Origin of the sequence: Polaribacter sp. HaHaR_3_91, from assembly GCF_019278525.1 — a bacterium.
GTDB lineage: Bacteria > Bacteroidota > Bacteroidia > Flavobacteriales > Flavobacteriaceae > Polaribacter.
Genome location: NZ_CP058986.1, coordinates 1,974,494 through 1,999,572, shown reverse-complemented (window position 1 = coordinate 1,999,572; position 25,079 = coordinate 1,974,494). Strand labels below are relative to the sequence as shown.

25 protein-coding genes are annotated in these 25,079 nt (G+C 30.1%); 12 read left to right on the top strand and 13 right to left on the bottom strand.

Features of this window, described 5'->3' with window-relative positions:
- Nucleotides 1-22 precede the first annotated feature (22 nt).
- From H0I27_RS08270 to H0I27_RS08255, 4 genes are all read right to left on the bottom strand, one after another.
- The gene (locus H0I27_RS08270) at nt 23-1,066 is read right to left on the bottom strand and encodes an SMI1/KNR4 family protein (RefSeq protein WP_218733536.1); all 1,044 of its coding nucleotides are present in this window, start codon (nt 1,064-1,066) and stop codon (nt 23-25) included.
- A gap of 111 nt (nt 1,067-1,177) precedes the next feature.
- On the bottom strand, nt 1,178-2,314 hold the full coding sequence (locus H0I27_RS08265; protein WP_218733534.1) for an adenylosuccinate synthetase: 1,137 nt from the start codon (nt 2,312-2,314) through the stop codon (nt 1,178-1,180).
- The gene (locus tag H0I27_RS08260; protein WP_218733532.1) at nt 2,315-3,178 is read right to left on the bottom strand and encodes a hypothetical protein; all 864 of its coding nucleotides are present in this window, start codon (nt 3,176-3,178) and stop codon (nt 2,315-2,317) included. It lies immediately after the preceding gene.
- Between the two features lie 2 nt (nt 3,179-3,180).
- The gene (locus tag H0I27_RS08255; protein WP_218733530.1) at nt 3,181-3,531 is read right to left on the bottom strand and encodes a hypothetical protein; all 351 of its coding nucleotides are present in this window, start codon (nt 3,529-3,531) and stop codon (nt 3,181-3,183) included.
- A gap of 161 nt (nt 3,532-3,692) precedes the next feature.
- Here H0I27_RS08255 and H0I27_RS08250 point away from each other — a divergent pair, with 161 nt between their 5' ends.
- The 12 genes from H0I27_RS08250 (at nt 3,693) to H0I27_RS08195 (ending at nt 12,784) form a co-directional block, all read left to right on the top strand.
- On the top strand, nt 3,693-4,601 hold the full coding sequence (locus H0I27_RS08250; protein ID WP_218733528.1) for a hypothetical protein: 909 nt from the start codon (nt 3,693-3,695) through the stop codon (nt 4,599-4,601).
- Nucleotides 4,602-4,726: 125 nt separating this feature from the next.
- Nucleotides 4,727-5,374 carry a hypothetical protein gene (locus H0I27_RS08245; RefSeq protein WP_218733526.1) on the top strand — a complete coding sequence of 216 codons (648 nt, stop codon included), beginning with the start codon at nt 4,727-4,729 and terminating at the stop codon, nt 5,372-5,374.
- Nucleotides 5,375-5,428: 54 nt separating this feature from the next.
- Nucleotides 5,429-6,685: a hypothetical protein gene (locus H0I27_RS08240; protein WP_218733524.1), complete on the top strand. Its 1,257-nt coding sequence runs from the start codon at nt 5,429-5,431 to the stop codon at nt 6,683-6,685.
- A gap of 177 nt (nt 6,686-6,862) precedes the next feature.
- A complete protein-coding gene (locus H0I27_RS08235) occupies nt 6,863-7,594 on the top strand; it encodes a hypothetical protein (RefSeq protein ID WP_218733523.1) in 732 nt (243 codons plus the stop codon).
- 131 nt (nt 7,595-7,725) lie between these two features.
- Complete coding sequence (locus H0I27_RS08230; RefSeq protein ID WP_218733521.1) at nt 7,726-8,481, top strand: DUF2314 domain-containing protein; 756 nt, start codon at nt 7,726-7,728, stop codon at nt 8,479-8,481.
- 21 nt (nt 8,482-8,502) lie between these two features.
- Nucleotides 8,503-8,691 (top strand): hypothetical protein, encoded by a 189-nt coding sequence (locus H0I27_RS08225; RefSeq protein WP_218733519.1) that lies wholly within the window; start codon nt 8,503-8,505, stop codon nt 8,689-8,691.
- Nucleotides 8,692-8,843: 152 nt separating this feature from the next.
- Nucleotides 8,844-9,272: a hypothetical protein gene (locus H0I27_RS08220; protein ID WP_218733517.1), complete on the top strand. Its 429-nt coding sequence runs from the start codon at nt 8,844-8,846 to the stop codon at nt 9,270-9,272.
- Nucleotides 9,273-9,304: 32 nt separating this feature from the next.
- Nucleotides 9,305-9,760: a hypothetical protein gene (locus H0I27_RS08215; RefSeq protein WP_218733515.1), complete on the top strand. Its 456-nt coding sequence runs from the start codon at nt 9,305-9,307 to the stop codon at nt 9,758-9,760.
- Nucleotides 9,760-10,983 carry a hypothetical protein gene (locus tag H0I27_RS08210; protein WP_218733513.1) on the top strand — a complete coding sequence of 408 codons (1,224 nt, stop codon included), beginning with the start codon at nt 9,760-9,762 and terminating at the stop codon, nt 10,981-10,983. Before H0I27_RS08215 ends, H0I27_RS08210 begins: the two co-directional genes overlap by 1 nt.
- A gap of 18 nt (nt 10,984-11,001) precedes the next feature.
- Nucleotides 11,002-11,826 (top strand): alpha-ketoglutarate-dependent dioxygenase AlkB, encoded by an 825-nt coding sequence (locus H0I27_RS08205; protein WP_218733511.1) that lies wholly within the window; start codon nt 11,002-11,004, stop codon nt 11,824-11,826.
- Entirely contained in the window at nt 11,823-12,332 is a 510-nt protein-coding gene (locus H0I27_RS08200) for an endonuclease V (RefSeq protein ID WP_218733509.1), read from the top strand. The genes H0I27_RS08205 and H0I27_RS08200 overlap by 4 nt, the downstream gene beginning before the upstream one ends.
- A gap of 20 nt (nt 12,333-12,352) precedes the next feature.
- The gene (locus tag H0I27_RS08195) at nt 12,353-12,784 is read left to right on the top strand and encodes a hypothetical protein (protein WP_218733507.1); all 432 of its coding nucleotides are present in this window, start codon (nt 12,353-12,355) and stop codon (nt 12,782-12,784) included.
- A 79-nt stretch (nt 12,785-12,863) separates the two neighbouring features.
- Here the strand turns inward: H0I27_RS08195 and H0I27_RS08190 are convergent, their stop codons facing one another.
- The 9 genes from H0I27_RS08190 to H0I27_RS08150 form a co-directional block, all read right to left on the bottom strand.
- Nucleotides 12,864-13,634, bottom strand: coding sequence for a hypothetical protein (locus H0I27_RS08190; RefSeq protein WP_218733505.1), 771 nt, complete (start codon nt 13,632-13,634; stop codon nt 12,864-12,866).
- A gap of 34 nt (nt 13,635-13,668) precedes the next feature.
- Complete coding sequence (locus H0I27_RS08185; protein ID WP_218733503.1) at nt 13,669-16,044, bottom strand: hypothetical protein; 2,376 nt, start codon at nt 16,042-16,044, stop codon at nt 13,669-13,671.
- Between the two features lie 77 nt (nt 16,045-16,121).
- Nucleotides 16,122-16,496, bottom strand: coding sequence for a hypothetical protein (locus tag H0I27_RS08180; protein WP_254713158.1), 375 nt, complete (start codon nt 16,494-16,496; stop codon nt 16,122-16,124).
- Between the two features lie 236 nt (nt 16,497-16,732).
- Entirely contained in the window at nt 16,733-17,368 is a 636-nt protein-coding gene (locus tag H0I27_RS08175) for a DUF1444 family protein (RefSeq protein ID WP_218733501.1), read from the bottom strand.
- Between the two features lie 183 nt (nt 17,369-17,551).
- Nucleotides 17,552-18,163, bottom strand: a complete 612-nt coding sequence (locus H0I27_RS08170) for a DUF1444 family protein (protein ID WP_218733500.1) — start codon at nt 18,161-18,163, stop codon at nt 17,552-17,554.
- 304 nt (nt 18,164-18,467) lie between these two features.
- Nucleotides 18,468-18,953: a phosphoribosylaminoimidazolesuccinocarboxamide synthase gene (locus H0I27_RS08165; protein WP_218733498.1), complete on the bottom strand. Its 486-nt coding sequence runs from the start codon at nt 18,951-18,953 to the stop codon at nt 18,468-18,470.
- 58 nt (nt 18,954-19,011) lie between these two features.
- Nucleotides 19,012-19,335, bottom strand: a complete 324-nt coding sequence (locus H0I27_RS08160) for a hypothetical protein (protein ID WP_218733496.1) — start codon at nt 19,333-19,335, stop codon at nt 19,012-19,014.
- An 18-nt stretch (nt 19,336-19,353) separates the two neighbouring features.
- A complete protein-coding gene (locus tag H0I27_RS08155) occupies nt 19,354-19,767 on the bottom strand; it encodes a hypothetical protein (protein WP_218733494.1) in 414 nt (137 codons plus the stop codon).
- Nucleotides 19,768-19,888: 121 nt separating this feature from the next.
- On the bottom strand, nt 19,889-24,895 hold the full coding sequence (locus tag H0I27_RS08150; protein ID WP_218733492.1) for a DUF4132 domain-containing protein: 5,007 nt from the start codon (nt 24,893-24,895) through the stop codon (nt 19,889-19,891).
- Nucleotides 24,896-25,079 lie beyond the last annotated feature (184 nt).

Below are 25,079 nucleotides of genomic sequence, written 5' to 3'. Positions count from 1 at the left end.
TTTTATTCTTTTTCAGAAGATTTTATTCGATGTAAAACCATTCATTTTCTTCAATTTCGCCTTCGTTACCCATTAAACTTTTTAAGAAAGTATTTAAATCTTCAGCTTCAATATATCCAATTTCTTGATCTGCACCATAACGAATAATTTGTCCGGCTGTACCTTTTGTATTCGGAGCAAAATCGAAGGCTAAAAAATTACCATTCTGTAAATCGAAAAACGGAATCCAATATGGTGTGGTGTACATTAATAATGCTTTTCCTTTGTTTGTCGAGTATGTGTCTAACAACTCTTCTTGCGTCCAATCATCATAACAATCTTTCCATTGTTTCCACTCTTTATAGATATCTTCGGCACTCATTATGGCGCATCGATCAATACCATTATGCAACGTTAAGTACTCTTTAATTATTGTTGGAAAAGGAAAACCCGCTTCTTTTTCAAACTTAACATATATGTCTTCATTGTTTTTTGGTGAATGCATTGTCAATCCTTTTTCTAAAATTAAAGCATTAAAAGATTGTTTTACTTCTTCTAAATTAATTTTAGATTCTAACTGAATAAAAGGGCTTATAAAATCTGTTTTTTCTTTGGCTAATTTTTCTGCTATAAATTGATTCGGAATAAATTCAGCAATAAAAGCACCTGTGTTTTCTTGAAAAGTAATATTCTTTAAATTAGAAACGGGTTGCGAGCTATAACCGTTATTACTAAAGGTATAAATTGTAGCGCTTTTGTGTTGTTCATCATGAATAACTGTAAACCATGCTTCAAATATTGGCGTCTGCTCTATTTCAACAGTAAAAAGCGTTTTGTCTTCTAAATACCCAATACCATAAAATTTATGAATGGTTTCATAATCTGGTGTAATAAATATGAGGTTTAATAAATTTTTTCCAGACGCTTTTTCTACAGCTTTTAAAAGCGCGTCTCTAAACGTAAAAGAATTCTTGTAATGTTCAGGATCTTCAAGAATTGGAAGTGTCTCTATTTTGATAGGTTCAAAATTAAAATCATCCCATTTTAATAATTTAAAATCTTCTGAATATGCAATGCTATTGTTCATTTTCTCTTATATTTTAATACTGCTAAGATACTTTGGATCAATATTTTTTTTATCACTGAAACTAATGATTTTAAATACTACAGAATATTTTTAGCAATAGATATGCAGTAATTATTTTGATAAAATCTGTGTAATACATTCTCGTTTTCGTCCGTAACTTTCGTAAACCATATTGAATTTTACATCTAAATTTTGAAGTAGATTTTTAGTAGAAAAACTAGGTAATTGATCGATGCAAGTTACCATTAGATTTTTCTTTAGTTTTAAATTCTGATGATGAATTGCATCAGCACTTAAAGCATAATTTAATAATTGTGTATCTAAAGCTTGTGTTCTAAATACACCTTGAAATTCGTTTGTAACATTTGCTTCATCTTCATTATTTTGAAGTGAAACAGGTTCTGTGTTAGCCATTGGTCCGTTTCCGTGTCTTGTTTGATAACAGCGTGTAACATAAAAAATAGCTATTTCTGCGTCAACTCCTAAATGAATTTTTATAAGCTGAATTGCATTTTTAGAAGTAGTGTAACTCCACGTGGTATGCGGATGAAAACCATGTTGTGTATCTAATAAAACACCTTGACTTCCTTCGAAAATAAAATTTTTAAAAGAGGTTGCTAAATCAGAAAGAGAGTTTAAATTATAAAATTTCTGAATAGAAAAACAGCTTTCTATAAAATACGCTTCGTTATAGTCCTTTAATTCGTTTTTGTAATATTCCTGAACGCTTTTTGGTTCCGTTTTTAACTTTGTTTCGTAATAGTTTTTTATACTAATCAAACGTTGCTTTAAAACCCAATGAAACTGCAAATCGTTTGCATACAAATAAACTTCTTCTTTATTTCTAGCAATAGTTGTTCCAAAACCCAAACCACAAGAACCATTATTTTGTTGCTTTTCTACCGCTCTATTAAAAGCAATATCATAAAAAGTTGTAATCATCGCAAGCGGATGAAAATACAATTTTGGATGGTATTTTTGTAAGAATACTCCTTCATCTAAAATAGCAGGCGGAAAAAGTGTAGTATGTTCTGAATAATACGTTGGAACGCCTAATAACGTACCAGAACCAAAATTACTAAACGTATGCGTAAGTGTTTCTGTACTTACAGTATGCCCTATTTGATGTCCTCCAGAAAACCGAACTACTAAACTTTCTTTAGAGTTTTGTGATGCTAAATAATCGGTAGTTAACCCTTTTCCAGCATCACCAAAACCTAAATCTATAACAATACTACATTTTGTCATTTATAACATATTTTCTACTTCTATATCATCAGAAGAAGTATTGGTATTTGTGGCTGCATTAAATGGTTTATGATTTTGAATTACCACATCTGCAATACGTTTTGCTACGGTTTTAAAATCTGCAATTTCTAAAAAATTATCTCCTAAAAGCGTTTTCCAATTTCCTTTTCGGTGTTCACTTTTAGACCATTCATTATGCTCTAAATGCATATGAAATACATTGTATTTTTCTTGAGCTTCCTTAATAATATTTTCCGTAGTAATTGTTTCTGCTTCTTCTGCGCTGGTGTATCTTTTTATAATTTCTGCTGGAATTGTAGGAAAAACAGGTTCATCACCAATGGTGAATAAAAAACCTTTTTGCTTTCTTTTTTCCCAACAATCAATCGAAGTATGGCGAGCAGCAAACAAATGTGCCAAGTTGTACCCTTCTTGGTTGTTTCCGCCACCACCGCTTTCTAAATAAACGCGCGTTAACCAACGGTCTAACAATTCTGCTGAAGACTCGAACTGACCAACTTGTAAAGGAGCAGCATCATAAATAAAATCTCCAATCCCTAAAAATAATACTTGCGGATCTTCTATTCCTGCTTCCATTAAAGAACCAATAAGATCTGGCAAAGCTTCCTTAACAATATGTTCTGGTACAAACCCCATACTTCCGGTAACATCTAATGCTACAATAATAGATACCGTTTCTGGATGTTCTTCAGAATCTCTAGATTCTCTTACAATTGCCTTTACAGGATCCATTTCTCCATCTATATTTCTAGCTGTAAATATCTCTTCTCTAGACTTGTTACTATAATCTTTCGTTTTTCTTAATCGTTTATAAGCGTCGTTACTAAATCTTCCTCCTCCCATAATTATAATTCATTTATGATTCCACCAAATAAATGCGTGTAACGCTTTTTGGCTAATTCTAATTTAATTTCTAAATTTCTAATCTTTACAGACATTTCTAAGTCTTTGGCTACATAATCTTTTGCATCAAAATCTGACGCTAAAACCAAACTATTTGTGTCTGTCGGACTCATGTCTAACATGTTTTCTTGCTCGCGTTTTAATCGTTTTAATGATAACGCTAAATCTTCTGTTTCGCGTTTATACATTAACTGTGCGTCTTCTGCAATAGCACTTGCACGATCGTCTCTTATTTTTTCGTTGTTGCGCTTTAATGAATCTAAAAAAGCAGCACTTTTAATTTTATCCTCCATAAAATATATTTTCAACAAAATTATAGGTAACTCTTCATTTTTTTATCCCCGAAAAGGGTGATTTATATTTTTATTTAAAAGATTTATAATTAAATATCACTGAAATCAGGCAGTACCATTTTTAAACGAGTAATTATCTTTGGCATTCTTAAAACGTACTTATGACAACAATACATTTATCTTCAACAGGTTTTTTAATTAATTCAGTTTCTATTCAATTTCCTATTTCTATAAACACTTTAAAGGAATGTTTAAATGATAATTACAGAACAACTAAAAGAAAAAGCAATACTATTTTTACTTGGGATGATTTAGGTCTTCTAGCATATTCTAAAAATGGTGAATGCATAGAATCTTTAACTTTAGAACTACAACTTGATACTTACAGTTTTTGTCCTAAGCATAAATTCTCTGGAGCGTTTTATTTTAATGATCAAGAGATTACCAATTATTATAAAACTAATAAAGAAGAACGTGTACAGCTTTTTAAAGATGATGATTCTGGCGCTTTAGTTCTAAATACTATTTGTGCTTGGTTTAGTGTTAATGAAGAAGAAACTATAAAGGCTATTGAAGTAAGTGCTTATCAACCTTATGTACGTTGGCAAGGTATACTAGACGATAAATATAATATTAAACCTTTAGATGAAGAAGAAATTACTTTTATAGATTTTGGCTTTAAACTGTCTATAATAGAAGAATTAATGTATATGAAAGGCTTACTAGAACCTAAATTCGACATTTATGAATTTGCAGATTGGTATAGAGAGCGTAAAATAGATATTAATGAAGAAGGTTATGAACCCATAGCAGAAGTGGTGCAATATTTTAAAGATTTACCAATTCCTAAACGTTTGGCTACAGAAATTACAGACATTTATCAAGATGGGGGAAACGATATTTATATGAACCTCTCCCCTTTTTCTGGTGGTGGTGAAGATGATTGGGATATGGAAACGACTGTTGATGCCAAACAATTTCCTAACCTTAAAAAAGCAACCTTATGTTATGCTAAAGATTGTGTTTATGATGAGTTTGAAAAAATGGGCATTGACGCAGAATCGTTATAAAAATAAAACCTTTATTTTTTTACTTAATAATGAAATGTATGATTTGATAATATCATTAATTTCAGTGATAAAAAAAAAGCACATTCCCTCTAATTTTGTCTAACAATATAAAAAACAAAATAGTTATGGGATTAACAATTTCTAGTGGAATATTAGTAGATTTTAAAGAAAATGAACCAGAAGGTTACGAGGCTTATAAAGTCATTTTTGATAATATAAATACAATATTAATAAAAAATGGTGTTGAAACTTACCAAGAACCAAATGAAATGGAAATAGAGCCATTACAATTTGGAGGTTTTCCTTATAGTTTTTTACATCATTTAAGACGTTTTGCAGCCCACGTTTGGGAGCATAAAGATAATGAGAATTGGGATTGGACACCAACTCCTTTTTCTTCGGAAGAAGAGCCAGAAGGTGATGCCATTTTAGAAGATCATTATTCTTATATGTCTAGCCATCTTTTAACACATTCAGACGCTGAAGGTTTTTATATTCCTGTAGCATTACCAGAAGTTCTTTTCGATACTGATAAAGCACCTGTACCTGGCGCAATGATTGGGTCTTCTTACGATCTTTTAAAAGAATTAAAAAGTATTACAAAGCATTTAGGTATTAGTTTAGATGAAAATAATGATGTTACCAATATTGACGAATTAAATAAAATTGTAGCAGATGAAGGTGATTTTTGGATTGAAATATTAGTTTGTGTTACTCTTTTAGATGCAGCTAAATTTAGTATCAATAATAAAACAGCTATCGCTTTTAATTAAATAATAACCTCTTTTAACTTTAGGTTCTCTCCAAAAAAGAAAAAAATAGTACAAATGAAATTCACAGACAAGAATACAAAAGATATCAAACAAGCTTGGAATTTATTAGGAAGCAAATATGCTTCTGACGTAAATAAAATGGTGCAGTTTGGTGAAACGAACGGATGGGAAAATTGGAAAGGAGAAGAACCTAAAGACGAAAGAGAGTATTTAGCAGATGCTGTTTATCAGCTTTTAAAAGAGGCTAATAAAAATAATACCATTACTCAATTTAGAGATGATTTTCCGCCTGCACACACGCCTTTCATCAAATTTATACAAGATAAAGGACAAAGTGTAGAGCAGTTACATTTTATAAATGAGCAGAAAATTGTGTTTTTAATAGGTACTGCTTATCAAAAAAGACAAGCATATATTCTTAAAAACGATACAATTATAGAACTTAAAACCTCTATTAATGCAATAGGAAAATCTAAACAAAATAATGTTTTTGCTATTGCATCAAACAATACTATTGTAACAACACAAGGTTGGGAAGGTACTGTTATAGCTGCATTTAATTTAGATAAAGCTAAAGATTTAAGGATTTCAGAATTAATTCCTTTTAACGACGGACATAAAGTTTTACTCACAACATCCGAAGGAATTTATATTATTTCTAAAGGTTCGGAAAACATGATACATCCAATTCCTGATTTAGAAGATGAAGAATGGGAATCTGATATAGATATGGAAAATGCTACTATTTCTAATGATAATAGATACATTGTTGTTGGCGACCAATGCAGCGACCATAGAATTTTAGATAATAATGGCGAAGAAATTGGAGAAGTTGATCCGCAATCTTCTTATCCAGATTTTTGTCTTTTCTCTAAAAATGACCATCAATTAATTACAAATTCTTGTCACTTTTATAATGGTGTAACTATTGGTGTAGATGCTACAAACTTAACAAATATCAATATAACAGCTTATGAAGAAAGCGAAGATTATACCGTTATAGATGACGGAATGAGGGTTTATTGTGGTGTAGCAACTTCTAAATATTATATTTTAGGTGATGCTTTCGGATATATTAAAGCCATTGATACCAAAGGAAATTGCATTTGGAAATACTTTTTAGGTTCTACAATTACTAGTATTACTATTTCTGATGATGAAAACAAATTATGGATAGGTTCTGCATCAGGAATGCTTCATAAACTACAGTTAGATAAAGGTCTTAGAGATAACCACACCATTGGAAATGGAAATCATTATGAAGAATTTAGGTTCATTTTTTGGAAAGAAGAATCCATTATGCAATGGTAATTCTATCAGAAACAAAAAATAGCAAAACACTTTTTGATATTTTAATATCACTGAAAACAGTTAGCTAAAAACATCACTAAAGTTTCATCTTTGTTCGTATAAAAAATCATTTAGAGATAAAACAATTCATTTTTTTAAAGACTTAATAGATGTTTTTTATACAGAAGCTACAATAACATGAAACAATCATTACTAATTATATTCAATTTAATTTATTTAACGGGTTATTGTCAATATCCTTTTGAAGAATTGCCTCAACCTGTTTATGAGGAATTTAATAACTGGACAGAAACCGAACAACAAGCAAATTATACAATTACAATTGATAATTTTTTCGAAACAGAATCTCTAACAATTCAATTAACATCTTATACAGATGATGTAGATCAAGAATCTTCCATAAGAATATTTAGAGGTAAAACTCAAATTCAGAAGCTTTCTGAGGATATGTTTTTTAGTACGTTAAATATTTTTGAACCAATTAGAATAACTGATTTTAATGCAGATAATCTAAAAGACATAAAACTTTTAATTCCGTATATGGGTAACGGAATAGCTGCTTTAAATGTTCGTGTAATATATCTGATACAAAATAAAAACAAAGGATTTTCAAAAATTTCTTATGATGATATGATGGATGGAAATCGTGAAGAAAGAGATTTTAATAAGGATGGAATCTTTGAAACGATTACGATGAAACTTGATTATTATGAAAATAACAATTATTGGACATTTAACATTTTTGAATTTACAGAATTGGGACTTACCAATGCTAATGAAAAAAATAATTACCCAATAATGACACAATACCTTTATAAAAAGAACTTTAAGGTCAGTAATAAAATAAGTCATTCTAAAATGAAGACGTATGCTTTAGAAAAACCTAAAGATTATAACTGGCAAAAATAAAATTGGTAATACAATATAAAGCAAATAAGCTGTTCTTTTTAATCTAAAGATTATTGCTATTTACAAAGTCATCAAATCTTTTGATTTGGTATTAAAATTTAAAAAAATAAATAATTAAAAACAAAGAAATTATGAGTCAAGAAAATAATATATTTTACACAGAACAAAACGAAAAAATGAAAGCTGCTTATCTTAAAGCGCAGTCTACCTTTAACTACTTTTGGCGCGAAATTTATTGGGAAGCTAAAAGAGTTGTTCCTGCTCACGATTTAGCTTTAGTAAAAATTCCTTTTCAACAAAAAATTGAAGGAAAAGAAGAACCTTTGGTAGAACACATGTGGATTAGTGAAATTGATTTTGATGGAGAATTTATTACAGGTATTTTACAAAACGCACCAAATAAATTGACTAATGTTACTGAAGGCGATACCGTAACCAGAAAAGTATCAGAAATATCAGATTGGATGTTGTCTATAGATCGTAAAACTTATGGCGGATATACCATTCAGGCACTGCGTTCTGATATGACAGATAAAGCCAGAGAAAACCATGATAATGCTTGGGGATTAAACTTTGGCGACTACAATACTATTCTGGTTGCACACTTACAAGAAGAGAAAAAAGAGAATCTTATTGAGCACCCAATGAGTAAAGTTATGGAAAAACCTGCAAGAGATTTCTTTACAGAAAACTTAGATGTGGTAGTTGCTGTAAATGAAAATGGAATGACAAGATTACACACAGAAACCATTGCAGGAAACAAAACTGCGGTAGATATTTTATTAGAATTAGGCGCAGATAAAACAGCAAAAACTAAAACAGGTAAAACAGCTTTAGATTTTGCTACCGCTTTAAACTGGTCTCACCTTATACCTGTATTAAAATAAAATAATAAGTCATCATTTTAAATGAAAGCAAAAATCAAATATATTTTTATTGGTCTTTTAGCCATTCTTACGCTTTCTTGGTTCTTTATTAATAACCAAGAAAGCGCTAATACGAATTCAATTTTTAATGAAAAAATTAAAGATGGTGATATTATTTTTAGTGCTCTAAATACTGATAACAGAGCAGTCCTTCAGAAAAAGGAAAAATAGGACAAGTGGTAAGGTTTCTTCACGATCCGAATGAGTTTGAAGTGATTGCAGATAGTTTTGAAGCATATTTACAAATGCTGATTGATACTGAATTCTCTTTTATAAGAGAAGGTTATTTAAGATAAAACACTACGTTAAATAAGTCTTTAAATATGAATAAAAAAGTAGCCTTACTTCTTCTAATACTTATTTCTTTACTAATAGGTATTGTAATTAATTACAGAAGTCTTGAAAAGTTTAAAGAACAAGAAAGTCATATTTCTCAATCTTTAGATGGTCGTTTAGCAATATACTTGGAGTCAGGGAGAATGCATGATGCTGATTATTGTAAAGTTTTTATTTTCGATACAGCGGTTTATCCAAATTTAAAAGAAGCAGGTGTATTTCCATCAAAATTACAGAAGAATAATCCTAAAGCTTTATTCTTTATCCCTATCAAATTTTATGCTCGAATTACAGATTTTGAATGGAATGATAAAAATAACAAAGTAAGTATTAAACAAGCGGCTGTTAACGACGAGAAAGCTTTAAACTACGAAATTGATTTGAATAGTTTTAGCTTTTACAAAAAGGACGAATAAACATATTTAGATTAAAAGTTAAAACGGATTAAATGAATTTAGATAACGCAATCACAAAAATTAAAAACTTCAACGTCAATGACGATATGGAAGATTATGAAATAAGTGAATTTTTTGATGTTATTGGAGATGAATTAACTGATGTAGGTGATTTTACAGATTTGCAAAAAGAACAATTAATTCAAACACTTTTTGATTTTCTAAAACGTCAAGATCCAGAATTAGATGAAGATTTTTCTTTTATCCATTTTATAGAACATATAGACAAGCCAAATTACAAAATTTATAATGCTGAGTTATTAAAGTTCAATACAGAAAACGGAACCATTATGGCTACCCTTTTATTGAATCGGTTTATTAATGGTTTAAAAGAAGAAGAACGTAAAAAACACATCGATTTATTAAAATCGATTTCTGAGAATAGGAATTATACCGATTTAGTGAGAGCGGAAGCATTGAGTTATTACGAACATCAAATAGAAAAATAATGAACATAGAAAATGTACTCTCAAAAACTAAAAATATTTTAATTGATTTAACTAATTCAGCAGATACTTCTGAAGCTTTAAATTATTTAAAAACCAATTTTAATGGTCGTATTGTAAACCATTTTTCTGAGATTAAAAACACAGAAAAAGCAACTAGAATATATGTTATTGGTGATATTAAATTACTAAATACTAATGCTAAAGATGTTTTAATTATTAAAGAATTTTCTTTTAATTATGATGACATTCATACTGATAAATATAAAATTATTGATGAAGGACAAATTCCTATAAATATCCATAATGCTGGTGTGTTTTATCGTCAGTTTTTTAAAGAAGATAATTACTTTTCTAAGGTAGAAAAAGAACATCAATTTCAGCATTTAACAGAATCTACAAAACAATCTGTCGCTTTAAGAAAAGGAATTTATCTAAGTAAAATAACCAAGAAAGAATCAGATAAAAACGAAGAGCAACTTCATTTTAAACTATTAAGATGTTCTAGTAATTTAACCGGACCAACAGATAATTTTAGAGCAACAGACACACATATTGTCAATACAATTAACGAAGCCGTACAATACGATTTTGATAAAAACACCGAATTAAACCACGTATTATCTCAAATTTACGAGAATAAAAAGAAAGACAAAGACCATCCAAAAGATGTAAAAGCGAAGATAAAAGCGCATTCTGATAAAACGAAAGACATGCCAAAAGAAGGTCTAATTGCCTTTTGTACGTTTTACGATACAACTAATTTTGATAAATTAAGTCCTTCTAAAACCAATAAATTTGATAGGGTTTATGGTAAATCTAGCGGCTTATCTAGATTACTTTTTAAATTAAAATCGTCTGTAAAAGATGTTACTTTAGTCAAAGAATTTTCGGTGACTTTGTATCCGAATTCTGTATTTTTAATTCCGTTGTCTACCAACAGATTATACACGCATGAAATTAGACCATCCGTTTTAGACATCGATTTAATTCCCATTAGAATGGGCTATGTAATTCGCTGTTCTAACTTAGAAGCAGTTTATACAAATAACCAAACCTATATAAAACAAGAGGATAAATTAGTACAATTAGAAGCTATGGATACTGAAAATCTTGTTGATTTAAGAACGTCTTATTACGAAGAAAACAAAACAGTAAAACGTGTCGATTATGGTAAAGTCCATTTTAGTATGAATACTGGAGATTATAAAAAACCAATCTATTAATTAGAAAATGTAACCGTTATGAATAACCATCCATTTTATAAAACGATACTTCCTTTAGAAACCAATCTTTTTGAATCTTTATCAAAAGAAATTGTCTTTGAAACTTTAGGAAAAGGACGCGTTGGTAATCATATCGTTAAGTATATGGATGCTATTCCAATAGTAAGAACAATCACTAAGTTTACAATTCTGTCGCATTATTTTACTGTACCTCATCTTAATATTTTAAACCAAATAAATAAGATTTTAGAACAAGAAAATCAACCAAAAACAGCTTTTAATTGTGGTCTTATTGAGATATATGACGATAATTACACAAAAATGGGTTACCATTCAGATTTAAGTTTAGATCTAAAAACGGACTCTTATATTGGTTTGTTTTCGTGCTATAAGCATCCAGAAAAGTTAACAGATACAACCACTCGTACTCTTAGAATTAAAGATAAATCTACCGAAGAAGAATTTGATATCACTCTAACTCATAATTCTCTTGTTTTATTTTCTGTTGAAACGAATGCTAAATATTCTCATAAAATAATACTAGAGAACCCAAACCGTGAAGCATTAAAATTAACAGACAATAAATGGTTGGGCATCACTTTTAGAACCTCTAAAACCTTGGTGAAATTCAATAATGATACTCCTTATTTTGAAGATAATACAATAATGGAACTTGCAAATGAAACGCAAGAAAAAGAATTTTATAAACAACGCGGTGAAGAAAATAGAAGTTTAAACTTTACATATCCAAAGATAAAATACACACTTAGTAAAGCAGATCTTATCGTTCCTAAATTAAAGGAGAACGATACATGCAATAACAAAAAAACACAACAATTATGATACTCGCTTTTGATACTTATTATTACAACGGAAAAGCTAAAACAATTGCGGTAAGCTTTAACGATTGGGAAGACGACGAACCAACAAAAATTTATACGGATATTATTGAAGGTATAGAACCATACGAACCTGGATCTTTTTACAAAAGAGAATTGCCATGTATTTTAAACTTGTTGAAACAAGTGAATTTAGATGAGATAGACTTAATTATAGTTGATGGTTACGTAATTTTAGAAGAAAAACATTTGGGCTTAGGTGGTTATTTGTACCAAGCTTTAGAAGCTAAAATTCCGGTTGTTGGTATCGCTAAATCTGAGTTTGTCTCTAAAACAGCTGTATTTAAAGAAGTGTTTCGTGGCGAAAGTAAAAAGCCATTGTATGTAACTGCTATTGGTACTGATAAAGATGAGATCTGTAACGCCATAAAACGAATGCACGGTAAATACCGAATGCCAACATTACTACAAATTGTAGATACTAAAACAAAAGAAAATATTAAGAACTAATACTTTAAAAAGTTAAAAATATGAATGAAGATTTAATCATAACCTCTGTAGATGAACTAAAACTGATGTTTAGAAAAAATTACAGAGAATTTATTGCGGAAAAACCAAGGGTAGTTGTATTTGAGGAAGAGGAATTTAAGTTATATAATTTTGAAAAAATGATGGAACTTACCAACATAGATAGTATGGAAGTAAGTAAGATTTACGCATTAAATCCGTATGTTAAAACGTTAAGTGAATTTATGAATCCGACATTTAAAGATTTAGATGGGTACAAGTGGAGTTTAGAAAAATTAGCTTTAGGTAAAGCTATTGGTGCTAATTCTGAAGGTGATTTATTGTTTTTTGGATGCTATGATAATACTAAAGTACATCTTTTTCGTCACGATGATGGTAGTATAAAGAGAACTAAATTAACCTTGTTTGAAATTATTAAACAATTTTCTGAGTAAATTTCAGGTATTCATCGTAAATAAAAAAAGCCCAATTATACATTTATAATTGGGCTTTTTAGTTCTTTTATGACTGAAATTATTCGGTGTATCTTAAAAATAAATGGTTTTTATTTTTAATAATCTCTGCTAATTTTTCAAATTCTGATGCTGTTGTATTATACAATTTTGCCAAGTCAGCTATCAATGCTTTTACTTTATTGTCTTCTAATTTTTCATTTTTAATAAATCCTAAAAAGGAAGCGCCAATTCCAAAAAGTTCAAAATTATAGGTTTCAAATAAGTACTTCGATAGCGCGTAATTTTCAAAAGGACTTAAGTCAGCATCAAAATATCCATTCGGAAATCCTGTAAGTCCTTCGTATGGCTTTTCAACGGGAAGAATTTTCAGTATAATTTGTTGGTCTAGAAAGGCTAATGGAGATTCATTAATGTTTTCTAAATCTAAAACTTCGTCTTCAGAAATGGTTAAATCTTTTTCACAAACCGTTTTAAAGTCAATCCCTTTTGTGCGTTTCAAAAAGTTTTCCTTTATAATGAAATATTCAGATGGTGTAGAAAGATGCCCCAAATGTTCGTTGTCTTCATCATAACAAGCTTCATCAAGTCCAGATAAATCATAGCCATCAGTATCTAGCAAAGAATTATAGTCACACGCATGACCACTAGTATATTCGGCTTGACCTAAATCATCAAGGGTTAAGATTATAGTCTTGTCAGGATGATTTTGTTTGTAGTTTTGATAAACCTCCATAAGTTCTTCGTACGATTTTATATTTTCGATTAAGAAACTGTCAAACAACATTTCGTGGTAAGGCGAACGATTATTAGTTAATTTTTCTATTTTCATCTATTTTGTTTTAGATAGCAGATAACCACAAAAGTTAGGCTATAGCTTCTTTGCTAAACTCTTTTTTCAATTGGGTGTAACCTTGCGTTATTAAGTTGTTATACTTATCTGGACTCATGTTATAACCACGAAAACCAGAAAGGTAATATTTTAGTTCTTTCAGCTTTAGTTTTGTAAAGTATTCTGGCACTGCATTTTCAAATGAGCAACCATCAATATCTAAGCGTTCTAATTGAGGTAAATCGGCTATCCAAGTTGGTAAATCTACAAAGTCATTTCCGCCTAAGGATAAGGTTTTTAAAGTTTTAATCTGCTGAATGTATTCTGGTAAAGCGTCGTACTTGTGACCTATTAAAAATTCGGTAAGCTTTAATTCCGTAATACTTTCAGGAATGCTGTTTACATCGCCACTAATTCCCATAAGGTTTAGTTTTTGTAAAGCTTTAAACTGATTTAATTTAGCATAAGCTTCCATTCCAAATTGGTAACTTAATGCGATATACAGAGATTCTAAAACAGGTGCCTCTAAAGTTTCAAGCGTTTCAAAAGACGTATAACTTACATTTAATTTTTTTAGATGTTGCAATTTAACTTTAGGAAATCTAGGTGTAACGTCATAATGGGCCATTTCTAAGGTTTCTAGATTTGGCATATTAGCAATAATATCCTCTAGGTTTTCAGCTTTATAAAAATCTAATTTTAAATATTTTAATTGAGGCGCAGGTTTAGGTGTTAAAGCCAAAAGGCTAGCTTCATTATTATCTAAATGTAAATACATTAAGTTGGTACAATAATGAAGTATATTTTGAAAATGCCCAGTATTAGTATAAGCCTTTAGAGTGGTCAATACTTCCGGTTTTGGCAAATATTGTATTAAGTCTTCTTCTGTGTTTTCACTTTTATTAATACCAGAAAAATGAAGCGATGTTGTAATTAAATTTCGAAATAAAACTAGAGGATCTTCAATCGCTAAATTCCCAAAATAAGCCTGTTCTGTTTCTAATAATTTTTCTGAAGCAATATATTCCTTAATGTCGAATAAATGTAATTCGTTAATTTTAGAAGGTAAATTTTTAGCCTCTAAAACTAAACTTCTACAACTGTTAAAGCATAAATAATCTAGGTGTTGCAAGTCTTTTAAACCTTCAGGAATGCTTTCTATGTTGGCACCGTATAATTTTAAATAGCGTAATTGTGTGCAGTTTTCAATATTTTGAAACAAGGTTTCCATTTGGCTTCCTTGATGAACATCAATAGCTTTAAGTGTTGTTAATTGTCCGAATCCGAGCGTTACATCAGAAAAATCTGTGATATATTGAATTTTTAGTTTTTCTAGATGTATAAAACGTTCCGGATGCGATAACACGTAATTTAAGATTTCGACATCATTAATTAATAATTCTGTATTTAGAATTGGCGAATTTCCTGGTACAATTTCTAAGTCATCATCTAAAGTGATGTTTTCACAATTTTTGGTAAAGATGTTAGTGTCTTCTATGGTTTTAATTAAAGGAATGGCATCTAACTTCAGTACAAATAAATTGTCTAATTGATTGAATCCGTTAGGTATTTCACTCAAATTAGGACACATGTACAAATCGAATTTCTTAAGGTTTTTAAGCATAGAAATATGCGCAGGAAGTTGAGTTAAATGTTTTAAACGAATAAAACTTATTTCCTTTAAACTTGTTGGTAATTGTAATTGAGAGGCATCTTTTAAATTGACTAAAATAAAATCTAATTCTTCTAGTTTTATAAGTTTTTCTAGCTGAAGCGATTCTTGAAAGTCTGTTTCTATGTCGCTTAATTCTAGTTCTTTTATGTTTTTTAAAGACCAAAACGATTCTGGAAATGAAGCGAGTTTTGGTAATTTTAAAGTAACACTTTCTAGCTGTTGTAAATTCCCTATAGAACCTGGTAATACTTGGTAATTGCCTTTAATTTCTAAAGACATTAAAGAGGTAATATCACAAATTTCCTTTGGCAAACCGTTACTAAACAGATCATCTATTTTTAGGTGGCTAATACCATTTAAACGCGAAATAAGATCAGGTTGCTTTTCTAGTGTTTCTGCAATCGTTTCCTCTCTAATAGAAAGTGATGAAAATTGAAAAGCATTGTAGATTTTACCAATAGGAAACAATGGATCTTTTAGTCCGTATTTAAGCAAGGCGTTTAAAACATTTGCTGAATTTTCACCGTTTTCAGGCAGTTTATTACGGGTGTTAAAAGCGCTAAGAAGTTCTGGCGTACCGTGCGCTTCTAAAGTTTTAGAAACCTCATCAATAATAATTGAATCTCTAGAAGTTTTACCAACTGCAAAAAGCTCATAGAGATAAGCTTTAGGGTAATTTTCTTTTTCTTTTAAATTGTTGTAATAACGTTGAAGGTTCGATAGATCTAATGTCATAATGTAATTTTTGAATACAAATCGTGGCTATTTATTAGGCAAATGGAATTATTAAGAATCGTAAATAATGTAAAAATTTATGCAAAAATGTGGTTAATTGCTTCCATACGTTTTAAAATAATAGGTACAAACAAAGCAAACTTAGCATTAAATTCTTCCTGAGTTTTTGCTGTGTTTAAGTTTTCGCCCATCGTTACCCAAGTCACATACAAAGCGTCTTTAATATTAGCTTCATCAGTATCTATATTTAAAGCTTTTATTAGATTAAAGTTTTCATCTTGACTGTAAAAACCAGATTCTTTAACAATTTCGAAAACAAGTTCAAAAATGCTTCTTGTATCTAAAAGCTCACTAATCATTAATGTTGCTTTATCGGAAGCATTTATAGACTCAAAAACATCTACCATTAAGTTCTGTACCCTATAGTTGATACTACAATCTAGATTTTTCAATTTTTATTTTTTAAAGTTTATTTTTAATATGTATCGTTCGCTATTTACAACCAACAAAAGAAATATAAGTGGCAGTAATTTGTTAGACTTATAATACTACATCTTATACATTTACTACAAAATTAAACAAGCACATACGTTTTTTTATCACTGTATTCAGCCATTTGTTTATTTAGTGGTTTATCTGATAGATTTTATAATTTTCAATTGATAAAAGAAATAGTATTTAGCTATTTTTATTCCTCTCTTGTTATATTATCTAAGGCGATATGTCCAGTAATTCGACCTGCTTTCATGGTGAAAAGAATATTTGCTATTGGCGCATTTCCATAACTATCGTCTTCCCAAGCGTCTTTGTGTAAGCCTAAAAAAGCTTCAAGTAATTCTTCTTCAACATTTCTCGAAATTACCATCATACAAGAGCGCCTTGGTACAGAAACAAATAATTCGTCGGCTTTTAACATGGTGTGTGCTTTTAACATATGTGCTTCAGAAAGAATACGTTCACTAGAAAAATCGTTTCCACTAGAGGTTAGAACCTTATTTTGCAGTACTTCTGAATATGTAAATTCTGTTTCATAATTCCCTAAGTTTCTAAAAGCTTCATTTGTAATTTGCTTTTGATCCATAGTTTCTAAATGCTTTTGTGTTAGAAATACAAAATTATCTGGAGTATTTATACCATACGCAATAACTACTTTTGGTCCCGCTTCTGATCTTATTAAGTTAGAATTTAACGCCCCAGCTTTAAGACCAACCCAATCGCCTGGTTTTAAAATAGGATATATTTTCTGATCACTATTTTTAGTCTCTTCAACTATTTTTTCTATTTCTTTTTCTGATTTTTCTTTTCCGTAAAGAGTACCACTCATAATAATGTTTAGTTTTTATTATTTACTACAAAATTAGAGAAGCATATAAAGTTTTTTATCACCGTATTCAGCCATTTCTAGATTTAAGGAATTATTTATGATGTTTAATTAAATAGAATTAGAACCATAAAAAAAGGCATTCTTAAAAATAAGAATGCCTTTTTTGTAATTATTTAAATTGAATTATAATGGAATGTGTCCTACAATAGTTCCTTCTTTTACAATAAAAAGAGAATTGGTAATAGGTGCATTTCCAAAGCTATCATCTTCCCAAGTAAAGTTATGTAAGTACGCAAATTTATTCATTGTTTCTTCATCTACATCTCTAGAAATAATGGTCATACATGTTCTTCTTGGAATAGATACTAATAACTCTTCTGCATCTAACATAGCATGTGCTTTTAACATATGTGCTTTAGAAAGAATTATTTCACTAGAAAAGTCGTTTCCGTTAGTAGCAACCGCTTTATTATCTAATGATCCAACAAATTCTAATTCCGCTTCATAGTTTCCTAAGTTTTCAAAAGCTTCACTTGTAATTTGCTGTCCATCCATAGTTTCTAAATGTTTTTGAGTTAAAAACACAAAGTTATCTGGTGTATCCATTCCATATGCAATTACCACTTCTGCTCCATTTTCGGAAGGAATTAAAGTATTGCTTAAAGCACCTGCTTTTAAACCAACCCAATTTCCTGGTTTTAAAATAGGATATATTTTTTTATCACTATTTTCAGTTTGTTCAATTATTTTTTCTACTTCTTTTGAATTTTCATTTCCGTTTACTGAACCGCTCATAATGTTTTGTTTTTATTATTTACTACAAAACTACAGAGGCATCTAATTTTTTTTATCACTGTATTCAGCTATTTCAAAATTTAACGGTTTATCTATTCTGGACGTTTTCTAAATAAAATTATAAAAAAAAGGCATTCTTAATATTAAGAATGCCTTTTTTTTTATAATTATTTCCTTAGAAATAGAAAACGTTACTAAATCTATAACATAGCGTTTAGATTTATAGATATACGATACCTTCAATATTACCACTTTTTACATAAAAGAGTATATTAACAATGTGAGTTTAGTGTTTCACATTTTTTTATTGCTTTAATAAATTCTCTTCTTTCATTATTTTTATTGCTTTTTCGGTTTCTTTTGTGCCATTTTTCATTGAACCTGGTAACATTATTATACGTTTCTTAATTTTTCCTTTTTCGTCTTTAAAAAGGACTTCAAATCTAGAACGCGTTATTCCGAATATTGCTTTTTTAAATTTGATACTCTTAATATCTATTCGTTCAATTATTGGTGTTGCAGAATTATTAATGCTTTTAAAGATTCCATACAGAAGAAATAAACTAACTATTAAAGAAAATATCGATATCAAAATTTGACCTTTTTGAAAACTATCAAATGCTGAAAAAAGTAAGAAAGCAGCAATTCCTCCATAAATGATAAAAACTCGAGTTATGCTTTTTCCTACCGCCACGTTTGCAACATTTCCAATAATTCCGTCTCTTGTTAGAATAATCTTATCAGGTAAAATATGACAAAATCCTGTTTTAGTATTAAATTGTTTTTCCATTATTTTTAATAGATTTATTTTTTGTTTTCTAATTAATTTTCAACAGCTTCTTAAAACTTTATTCCTCAATTTCAAGCACTGTAAGTTCAATCATCTTCTTGTTTGTAAATTGATAAACTCCTTTACCGGAAACTTGTTTTGTAAAAAGCCTAATATCATCACCCGAAGAAACACCTACATTAACATCAAATAAAAATTCTGCTTTTTTAAAAGTGAAAGAATTAGTTGTAATATCTACAGAAATGTTAGTTGGTTGCAATGTAACAGTCCAATAACTAGAAGCTTCGTTACCAAAGTTTGTATTCGCTAATAAATTTCCCCAGGTTTTATTATGGTTAGAAATTTGTACAGCTAATTGGGTTTGTATGTTTTCTGTTTTCATACTTATTGATTAAAAAAACTACCAATACGTACCTACTAAAAACGTCATTCTTATAAAAGCAATTACACTTTCTGATGTTAGTTCTAAAGATGCTTTTAAATCTGTAATTTCGTCTTCATCTACAAATACCACAAACAACCCGTCTTTAAAAGCGAGTAAAACATTATCGATTGCTTTTTGCAGGTTTGCTAAATCTGTATTGGCTAACTCGCCAAATTCTACTTTACCACTTTCTGCTTTTTCTTGTATTTCGGCCGGACTTAAAAACCCAATTACATTAACTTCTGTTCGTTTTTTATTAAAAGCTTCTACTTGATTTTTTACACAACCAATTAATAATTCTTCTAAATTTTTAGGATTTTCTTCTAAAGTAAAAGGTACTTTTTTTACTTTCTTTTTGCCTAATCTTTTAAGTTGTAACGTTAATTCCATAATATGCTAAATGCTTTTTGCGTTAGGGATTGTCGTGGAAAGCCCACAGTGCGTTAGCACGAGGACTTGCAACAAAAGCCCGACCTCGCCTAAGCGAGGTAACGCCCTTATTATTTTTATATTAGCTATTTATCTGTGCTAAAATTGTTGGATCTTGTATTTTATTATCTTCGGATAAAAGTTTCATTTTAGAAATAATTTCTGCCGATTTTGGATCGTCGTCTACAAATGGTAAAAACATACGTCCTCTGTGCTGACTATGCACCGGAATTATAGACAATGCTAATCCGTTTTTGCTTACTTGACCACTTCCTAAATGAATACTGTATTCGCCAAAGGTTCCTTTAATAAACACAAAACGTTCTTTAACGGTAATGTTTTTAAGCTTGAATAATCTTGCCGATTCTTCTGCCAAAGCAGCACGCATTTGCATGGTACTATGACTTGCTTCTGGATCTACACCACCAACATGCGCAACACTTACCACAAGATCTATATCTCGCATAATTTCACTAAAAATTACAGACGGAATCTCGGTAAGCGGAATTCTTTGATATGTATCTACAGAATGAAAACAGATATCTTCTATGGTTGGCGCTTCTGCTTCTGAGGGCGAATACCAATCTGCCATAGCATACATGGTTGCTATAAAACCTTTTTTGTGATATACTTTTTGCAAACCTTCTTCCATACTAACCGTCCAACCACGACTTCTTAAAAGTGCTATGGTTTTTTTAGGCTGAATTTGATGTCCTTGGTAACGTTCGGAACGATTGCTGTGTTCTCGCTCATCATCTGTAATTAAATACAACTCTCTAAATACTTGTTTAAAAGGCTGTGTTAAACGCTCTGCAAATAAGTATTTCTGATACATATCCCATTCTATAGCTTTGTATAAATGAGAGGCGTGCGCAATAACTAAAAGGTCGTTTTCTTCTAATTGATGCATTTTTCCGCTAGCATCTGTTAAAACACTTTCATTGTAAAAACCAGAAATTTCTTTTTCTGGAACATACATTACCAATTTACTCAACATTACTTTTACAATAGGATGTTGCATCATATTATGAATTTCTAGTGCTGTAAATTCATCTTCATTTACCATTGCATTTTCTAATGATAAACGAGTTCTACTGTATTGTCTAGAAAGGTATGTTTTGCTTTCTTTTAAAGCAATTACTTGTTTGTCTTTACGTAATTTGGCAGGAATATTTTTTAATGACTTCCCTCCTTTTGTAACTTTAATATCTGTTTTACCAAGATTGTTAATGACCAATTCTACCTCCGTTTCTTCTATGGAAATTTTAGAATTCTCCATAATTTTTTGAGTAGCCTTTGCTTCCATTGCCCAACTAAAACGTACACGATCTTGATAACCTGCGTTACGAGATAAATTGTCTAAACCAATTTCTACAGCAATAGCCTCACTTTCTTGACGTTGCGCTCCAAATTGTTTGCTCTCTTTTAAGAAATCTTGCAACAAGTTGTAACGCTTTAATAAATCTTTTTCTGGTATGGTTTTACTTAACGGAATTAAACCTAAAGCACGCACGTAATCTTTATCTCGTTTGTCTTTAATTTTCTTTAAAGTTTCGGTAATTTTTACTTCGCCTAACATTACGCTAGAATATAATTTTACTTGTCTATGTCCGTTTCCGTCAGAAATATATTTGGCTGCATCATGTAATAATTTCCAATTGGTTTTTCCGATGGTTTTATACACTCTATTAAACCAATCTACATCTATGGCACCAAGTGCAAAATCGCTTTTTGGAATGTTAGAATAACGCGAAATAATGGTTTCTTGTTCGCTATTCATACGATCTGAAGCGTGTGCTTGAAACCACCAAACGGCATCTTCTAATTTTTCTAATCCTAAATATTCGCCAATAACACCAGTCCATTGTGTTGCATAACAGGCAAGTTCTATCAAACGTTTTTTAGTAACTTTAGAAGCATCTGCACGTGCAGCAAAATCCGCATAACTTTCAGTATCTTTAAATAGAGATTTTTTAAGCATAGCACTAAAAATAGTTTTTTTACTCTCTCCATAATAACTATAACCACGTTCAAAATTATCTTTACCTAAACGTTCTAAAATTCTAAATACATAATCTACACCCTCTACACAATGAATACCACTCATGTAACCTGTAGCAGTGGTTTCTAAATCTCCACGTTCTAATTCTGTTTCTAATAAATTGGTTTTTAAAGGTGCTAATACGTGTTTAGGTACGCTGTCTCTTTCTATCCATTTATAGTTCATTCTATAATTAAAACCACCGTCCATAATGACCATTAATTCACGAGAATGTAAGGCTTGAAAACATAAATCATCATCGTTAATTAATCCTTTTTTATAAAGTCTTAAGGTTACTGCAATACTTGGGAATGGTACAATTCCTGGTCTACTGAATTGTTTTGTTATTACTTTTACATCTGCAGTAGTATTAGGATGTTCAATATCTTGCGCAACTAAATACATATAAAAGCTCCAATATTTTTGAACTTGTTCTTCTGTAAGAAGTTCTAAATTATTAATACTTAAACTTGGTACAAGTGGTAAAATGATGTTTGCCCAATTGTACGTTTTTTTATTATAGCGGTAATTAGAGGTTTGATATTGTACTAGCTTCAGCTTGTCTGGAAAATTAGCAATCATATCTTCCATAACATCTAGCTTAAAATTAGCTATTGTTTTTTCTTCTACATAAACTTTATATAGACGTTGTAAAATTTCATTATAAGCTTCAGATTTTGAGTTGTAACTATCTTCTTTATCTAAATTTAATCCGCCTAAATCTGGATAATATTGTCTCGCAAAAATGCCTAATTCTTTGTAATCTCCAAATGGATTATTATGGTGAGTTAAATAACGGATTGCAGCGTGCATCTCAAAATCATTCAATTTACTTTGCTCGTACCAAGCAATCCATAATTTTGCTAAAGGAAGGTTCTGTAAATGATCTTCTGCAGTAGCATCATCACCTAATTTTTTTATACTACGAATCCCTTTTTCTATATAAGTGGTTGCTATTTCTCCTCTATATAGTTCTGCTTGATATTCGAAATGTTTGTTTTTAGTAACAATTGCTATTAACTTATTTACCTCTTTTACAATCTTATTAGCGTCTATAAATTCTTTAAATTTAAACCCTGCTGAATCGGATGTGGTAATGCCTAATTTATCGAAGAAACTGGTCTTTTTTTCGAAACGAGATTGTGGTATGTATAACGGTGTTAAGTTATCATAATCTATAGCACCAAAACCATTACTATAATTAAACTCTTCTGCATTGTCAGAAAATTTATCTAAATAAACCTGTTCATTTTTAGAAATTCTAGGTCGTTCGTTATATATACGTATTTGTTCTTCTACAAAGTTAGACTGTCTATTATCGTCGTGTAAAAGCGTTAACATTTCTAAACCACCTAAACGTTGATCTATACTTTTTGCTGTTACCAAATTTGTAGCACTGTTTCTTAAACGATCTGCTGGTAATTTTACCAATAACTGAATTAAAGAGGTGCGTAAATCTTTATGTTTTCTTCTTAATAAATCTTCTGCAATTTCTAAATCTTCATCATAAAGATGCATTCTACTAAACAAATTAAGTCCGGTAGCCATTAACAATTCGTTTCTGTTATAAATTGCTTTTCTTGCTAAAGCTCTTTTCCACGAATTTTTATCAAAATTTAAAGGTTCTTTTTTCTTAGAATCTTGTTGATAATTGTAAAAAGAATAACTGTAATCTATAGGGAAAACTTTACGAATATAACTCTCTCTAAATTCTGTTGGCAACAGTTCTAAATCGTTCGCCATTAATTCTAATTGCTCTTCTGTAGATCCGCTTAAAAGAAACTGATAAAAATAATAAGAGTTAGGTGTAAAACTCCACCAAGAGAATATTTTAGTTTCGAAAGTTTTACCTTTTTCTTCTGCTGCTTTTGCTACATCAAATAATTTTGAAAAAGTGTCATTATCTAATGAAGTATTGTGTGGTAAATTTACTGCCATCCAATGATCTAAAGCATAATCTTTACCAATTTCTTTTTTGAAATAAGCAACTAAAGAATCGTTTGTTCTGTCTGTTTTAGATATAAAATATAATGCTAAAATCTTTTTATTTCTATCTTCTGATGTATACACAAGATCTAACGCTTTGGCATTGGCTTTGTCTACATCTAAAATTGCAATAGACCATAAAGCGACTAAAACCTCTAAATTATCTTTACTTTTAAGAAGTGTATCGACTTCTTTTAAGTTTAAAATTAAAGATTGTGCCAATTCTAAAACTCTGTTGATTACCGATTTTTTAGGCGTATCCCAATTTAATCCAAACCAAGTACTTACTGCTCTAGTAACACTACTAAAACGAGTAAGGTCGTTTTCTAAAACGATATTAATCATGTATTTTAAAGCTCCAAGACCAGCTTCATCTAAAGATTCTAAAATAGTTTGCCTTAAACCTTCTTGACGTTGGGCTGCTAGCAATAATTTACCAACCATTTCCCAATGCTTTTCATTTTCAGAAAGTAATAACGCCTTTATAATATCTATACTAATACCACCAATTTCATCTTCAGCCTGAATAATATCGTCTAATAACTCATCAAACATCCCATCTCCATTATGCAGTAAGGTTGCTAAGAAATAACTACTTGAACCTGGAAAATACGTGCTGTATTGAAACTGTTCTTGCAATGTTAAGCCGCCAAAACCCCTTCTACTTAATCGTAAAAATTGCGTAAAAAACTGTAACTTATTACGTAATGTATCTTGCGTTTTTACAGATCTAAAAGCTTTTCTGTCATATCCTCTTTGATAAGGTAACGTATCCATAAAGTCCCACATATCGGCTAAATATGGAGTTTGAACAATACCATACAACTGTATTCCTAAACGCATTCCTTCTTCGGTTCTCCAAGGATTTATCGTAATTGGATCGTCAAAAATAGCAACAAAATCACTTACATTATAATAGTTTCTTCTTTCACCTTTATCAAAACCTCCTAATATTTTAGCTAAAACTCTATAAGGTTCAGAAAATGCACGAAATTCAAACCGATCTATTGCTGGTTTTTTATATTTTTCTATATATTTTTTAGCGTCTTCTACTGGAATCATATCTTTTAATTCTTTAAATCAATTATAAATGCTGATTATAAACCTTATCAAAAAAAGGAGTTATAATTAGTGGCAAGATAAAAGTACTTCAACTTTTTTTACTCACGGTATTTAGTGATATTTTTTTGTAAAGGTTTAACTTTTTAAAATGAAGGTGTATTATTAATATCACAGAATACAGTGA

Coding starts and splice junctions, on each gene's coding strand:
- H0I27_RS08270 (WP_218733536.1), bottom strand. CDS start 1,066: ATGAACAATAGCATTGCATATTCAGAAGATTTTAAATTATTAAAATGG.
- H0I27_RS08265 (WP_218733534.1), bottom strand. CDS start 2,314: ATGACAAAATGTAGTATTGTTATAGATTTAGGTTTTGGTGATGCTGGA.
- H0I27_RS08260 (WP_218733532.1), bottom strand. CDS start 3,178: ATGGGAGGAGGAAGATTTAGTAACGACGCTTATAAACGATTAAGAAAA.
- H0I27_RS08255 (WP_218733530.1), bottom strand. CDS start 3,531: ATGGAGGATAAAATTAAAAGTGCTGCTTTTTTAGATTCATTAAAGCGC.
- H0I27_RS08250 (WP_218733528.1), top strand. CDS start 3,693: ATGACAACAATACATTTATCTTCAACAGGTTTTTTAATTAATTCAGTT.
- H0I27_RS08245 (WP_218733526.1), top strand. CDS start 4,727: ATGGGATTAACAATTTCTAGTGGAATATTAGTAGATTTTAAAGAAAAT.
- H0I27_RS08240 (WP_218733524.1), top strand. CDS start 5,429: ATGAAATTCACAGACAAGAATACAAAAGATATCAAACAAGCTTGGAAT.
- H0I27_RS08235 (WP_218733523.1), top strand. CDS start 6,863: ATGAAACAATCATTACTAATTATATTCAATTTAATTTATTTAACGGGT.
- H0I27_RS08230 (WP_218733521.1), top strand. CDS start 7,726: ATGAGTCAAGAAAATAATATATTTTACACAGAACAAAACGAAAAAATG.
- H0I27_RS08225 (WP_218733519.1), top strand. CDS start 8,503: ATGAAAGCAAAAATCAAATATATTTTTATTGGTCTTTTAGCCATTCTT.
- H0I27_RS08220 (WP_218733517.1), top strand. CDS start 8,844: ATGAATAAAAAAGTAGCCTTACTTCTTCTAATACTTATTTCTTTACTA.
- H0I27_RS08215 (WP_218733515.1), top strand. CDS start 9,305: ATGAATTTAGATAACGCAATCACAAAAATTAAAAACTTCAACGTCAAT.
- H0I27_RS08210 (WP_218733513.1), top strand. CDS start 9,760: ATGAACATAGAAAATGTACTCTCAAAAACTAAAAATATTTTAATTGAT.
- H0I27_RS08205 (WP_218733511.1), top strand. CDS start 11,002: ATGAATAACCATCCATTTTATAAAACGATACTTCCTTTAGAAACCAAT.
- H0I27_RS08200 (WP_218733509.1), top strand. CDS start 11,823: ATGATACTCGCTTTTGATACTTATTATTACAACGGAAAAGCTAAAACA.
- H0I27_RS08195 (WP_218733507.1), top strand. CDS start 12,353: ATGAATGAAGATTTAATCATAACCTCTGTAGATGAACTAAAACTGATG.
- H0I27_RS08190 (WP_218733505.1), bottom strand. CDS start 13,634: ATGAAAATAGAAAAATTAACTAATAATCGTTCGCCTTACCACGAAATG.
- H0I27_RS08185 (WP_218733503.1), bottom strand. CDS start 16,044: ATGACATTAGATCTATCGAACCTTCAACGTTATTACAACAATTTAAAA.
- H0I27_RS08175 (WP_218733501.1), bottom strand. CDS start 17,368: ATGAGTGGTACTCTTTACGGAAAAGAAAAATCAGAAAAAGAAATAGAA.
- H0I27_RS08170 (WP_218733500.1), bottom strand. CDS start 18,163: ATGAGCGGTTCAGTAAACGGAAATGAAAATTCAAAAGAAGTAGAAAAA.
- H0I27_RS08165 (WP_218733498.1), bottom strand. CDS start 18,953: ATGGAAAAACAATTTAATACTAAAACAGGATTTTGTCATATTTTACCT.
- H0I27_RS08160 (WP_218733496.1), bottom strand. CDS start 19,335: ATGAAAACAGAAAACATACAAACCCAATTAGCTGTACAAATTTCTAAC.
- H0I27_RS08155 (WP_218733494.1), bottom strand. CDS start 19,767: ATGGAATTAACGTTACAACTTAAAAGATTAGGCAAAAAGAAAGTAAAA.
- H0I27_RS08150 (WP_218733492.1), bottom strand. CDS start 24,895: ATGATTCCAGTAGAAGACGCTAAAAAATATATAGAAAAATATAAAAAA.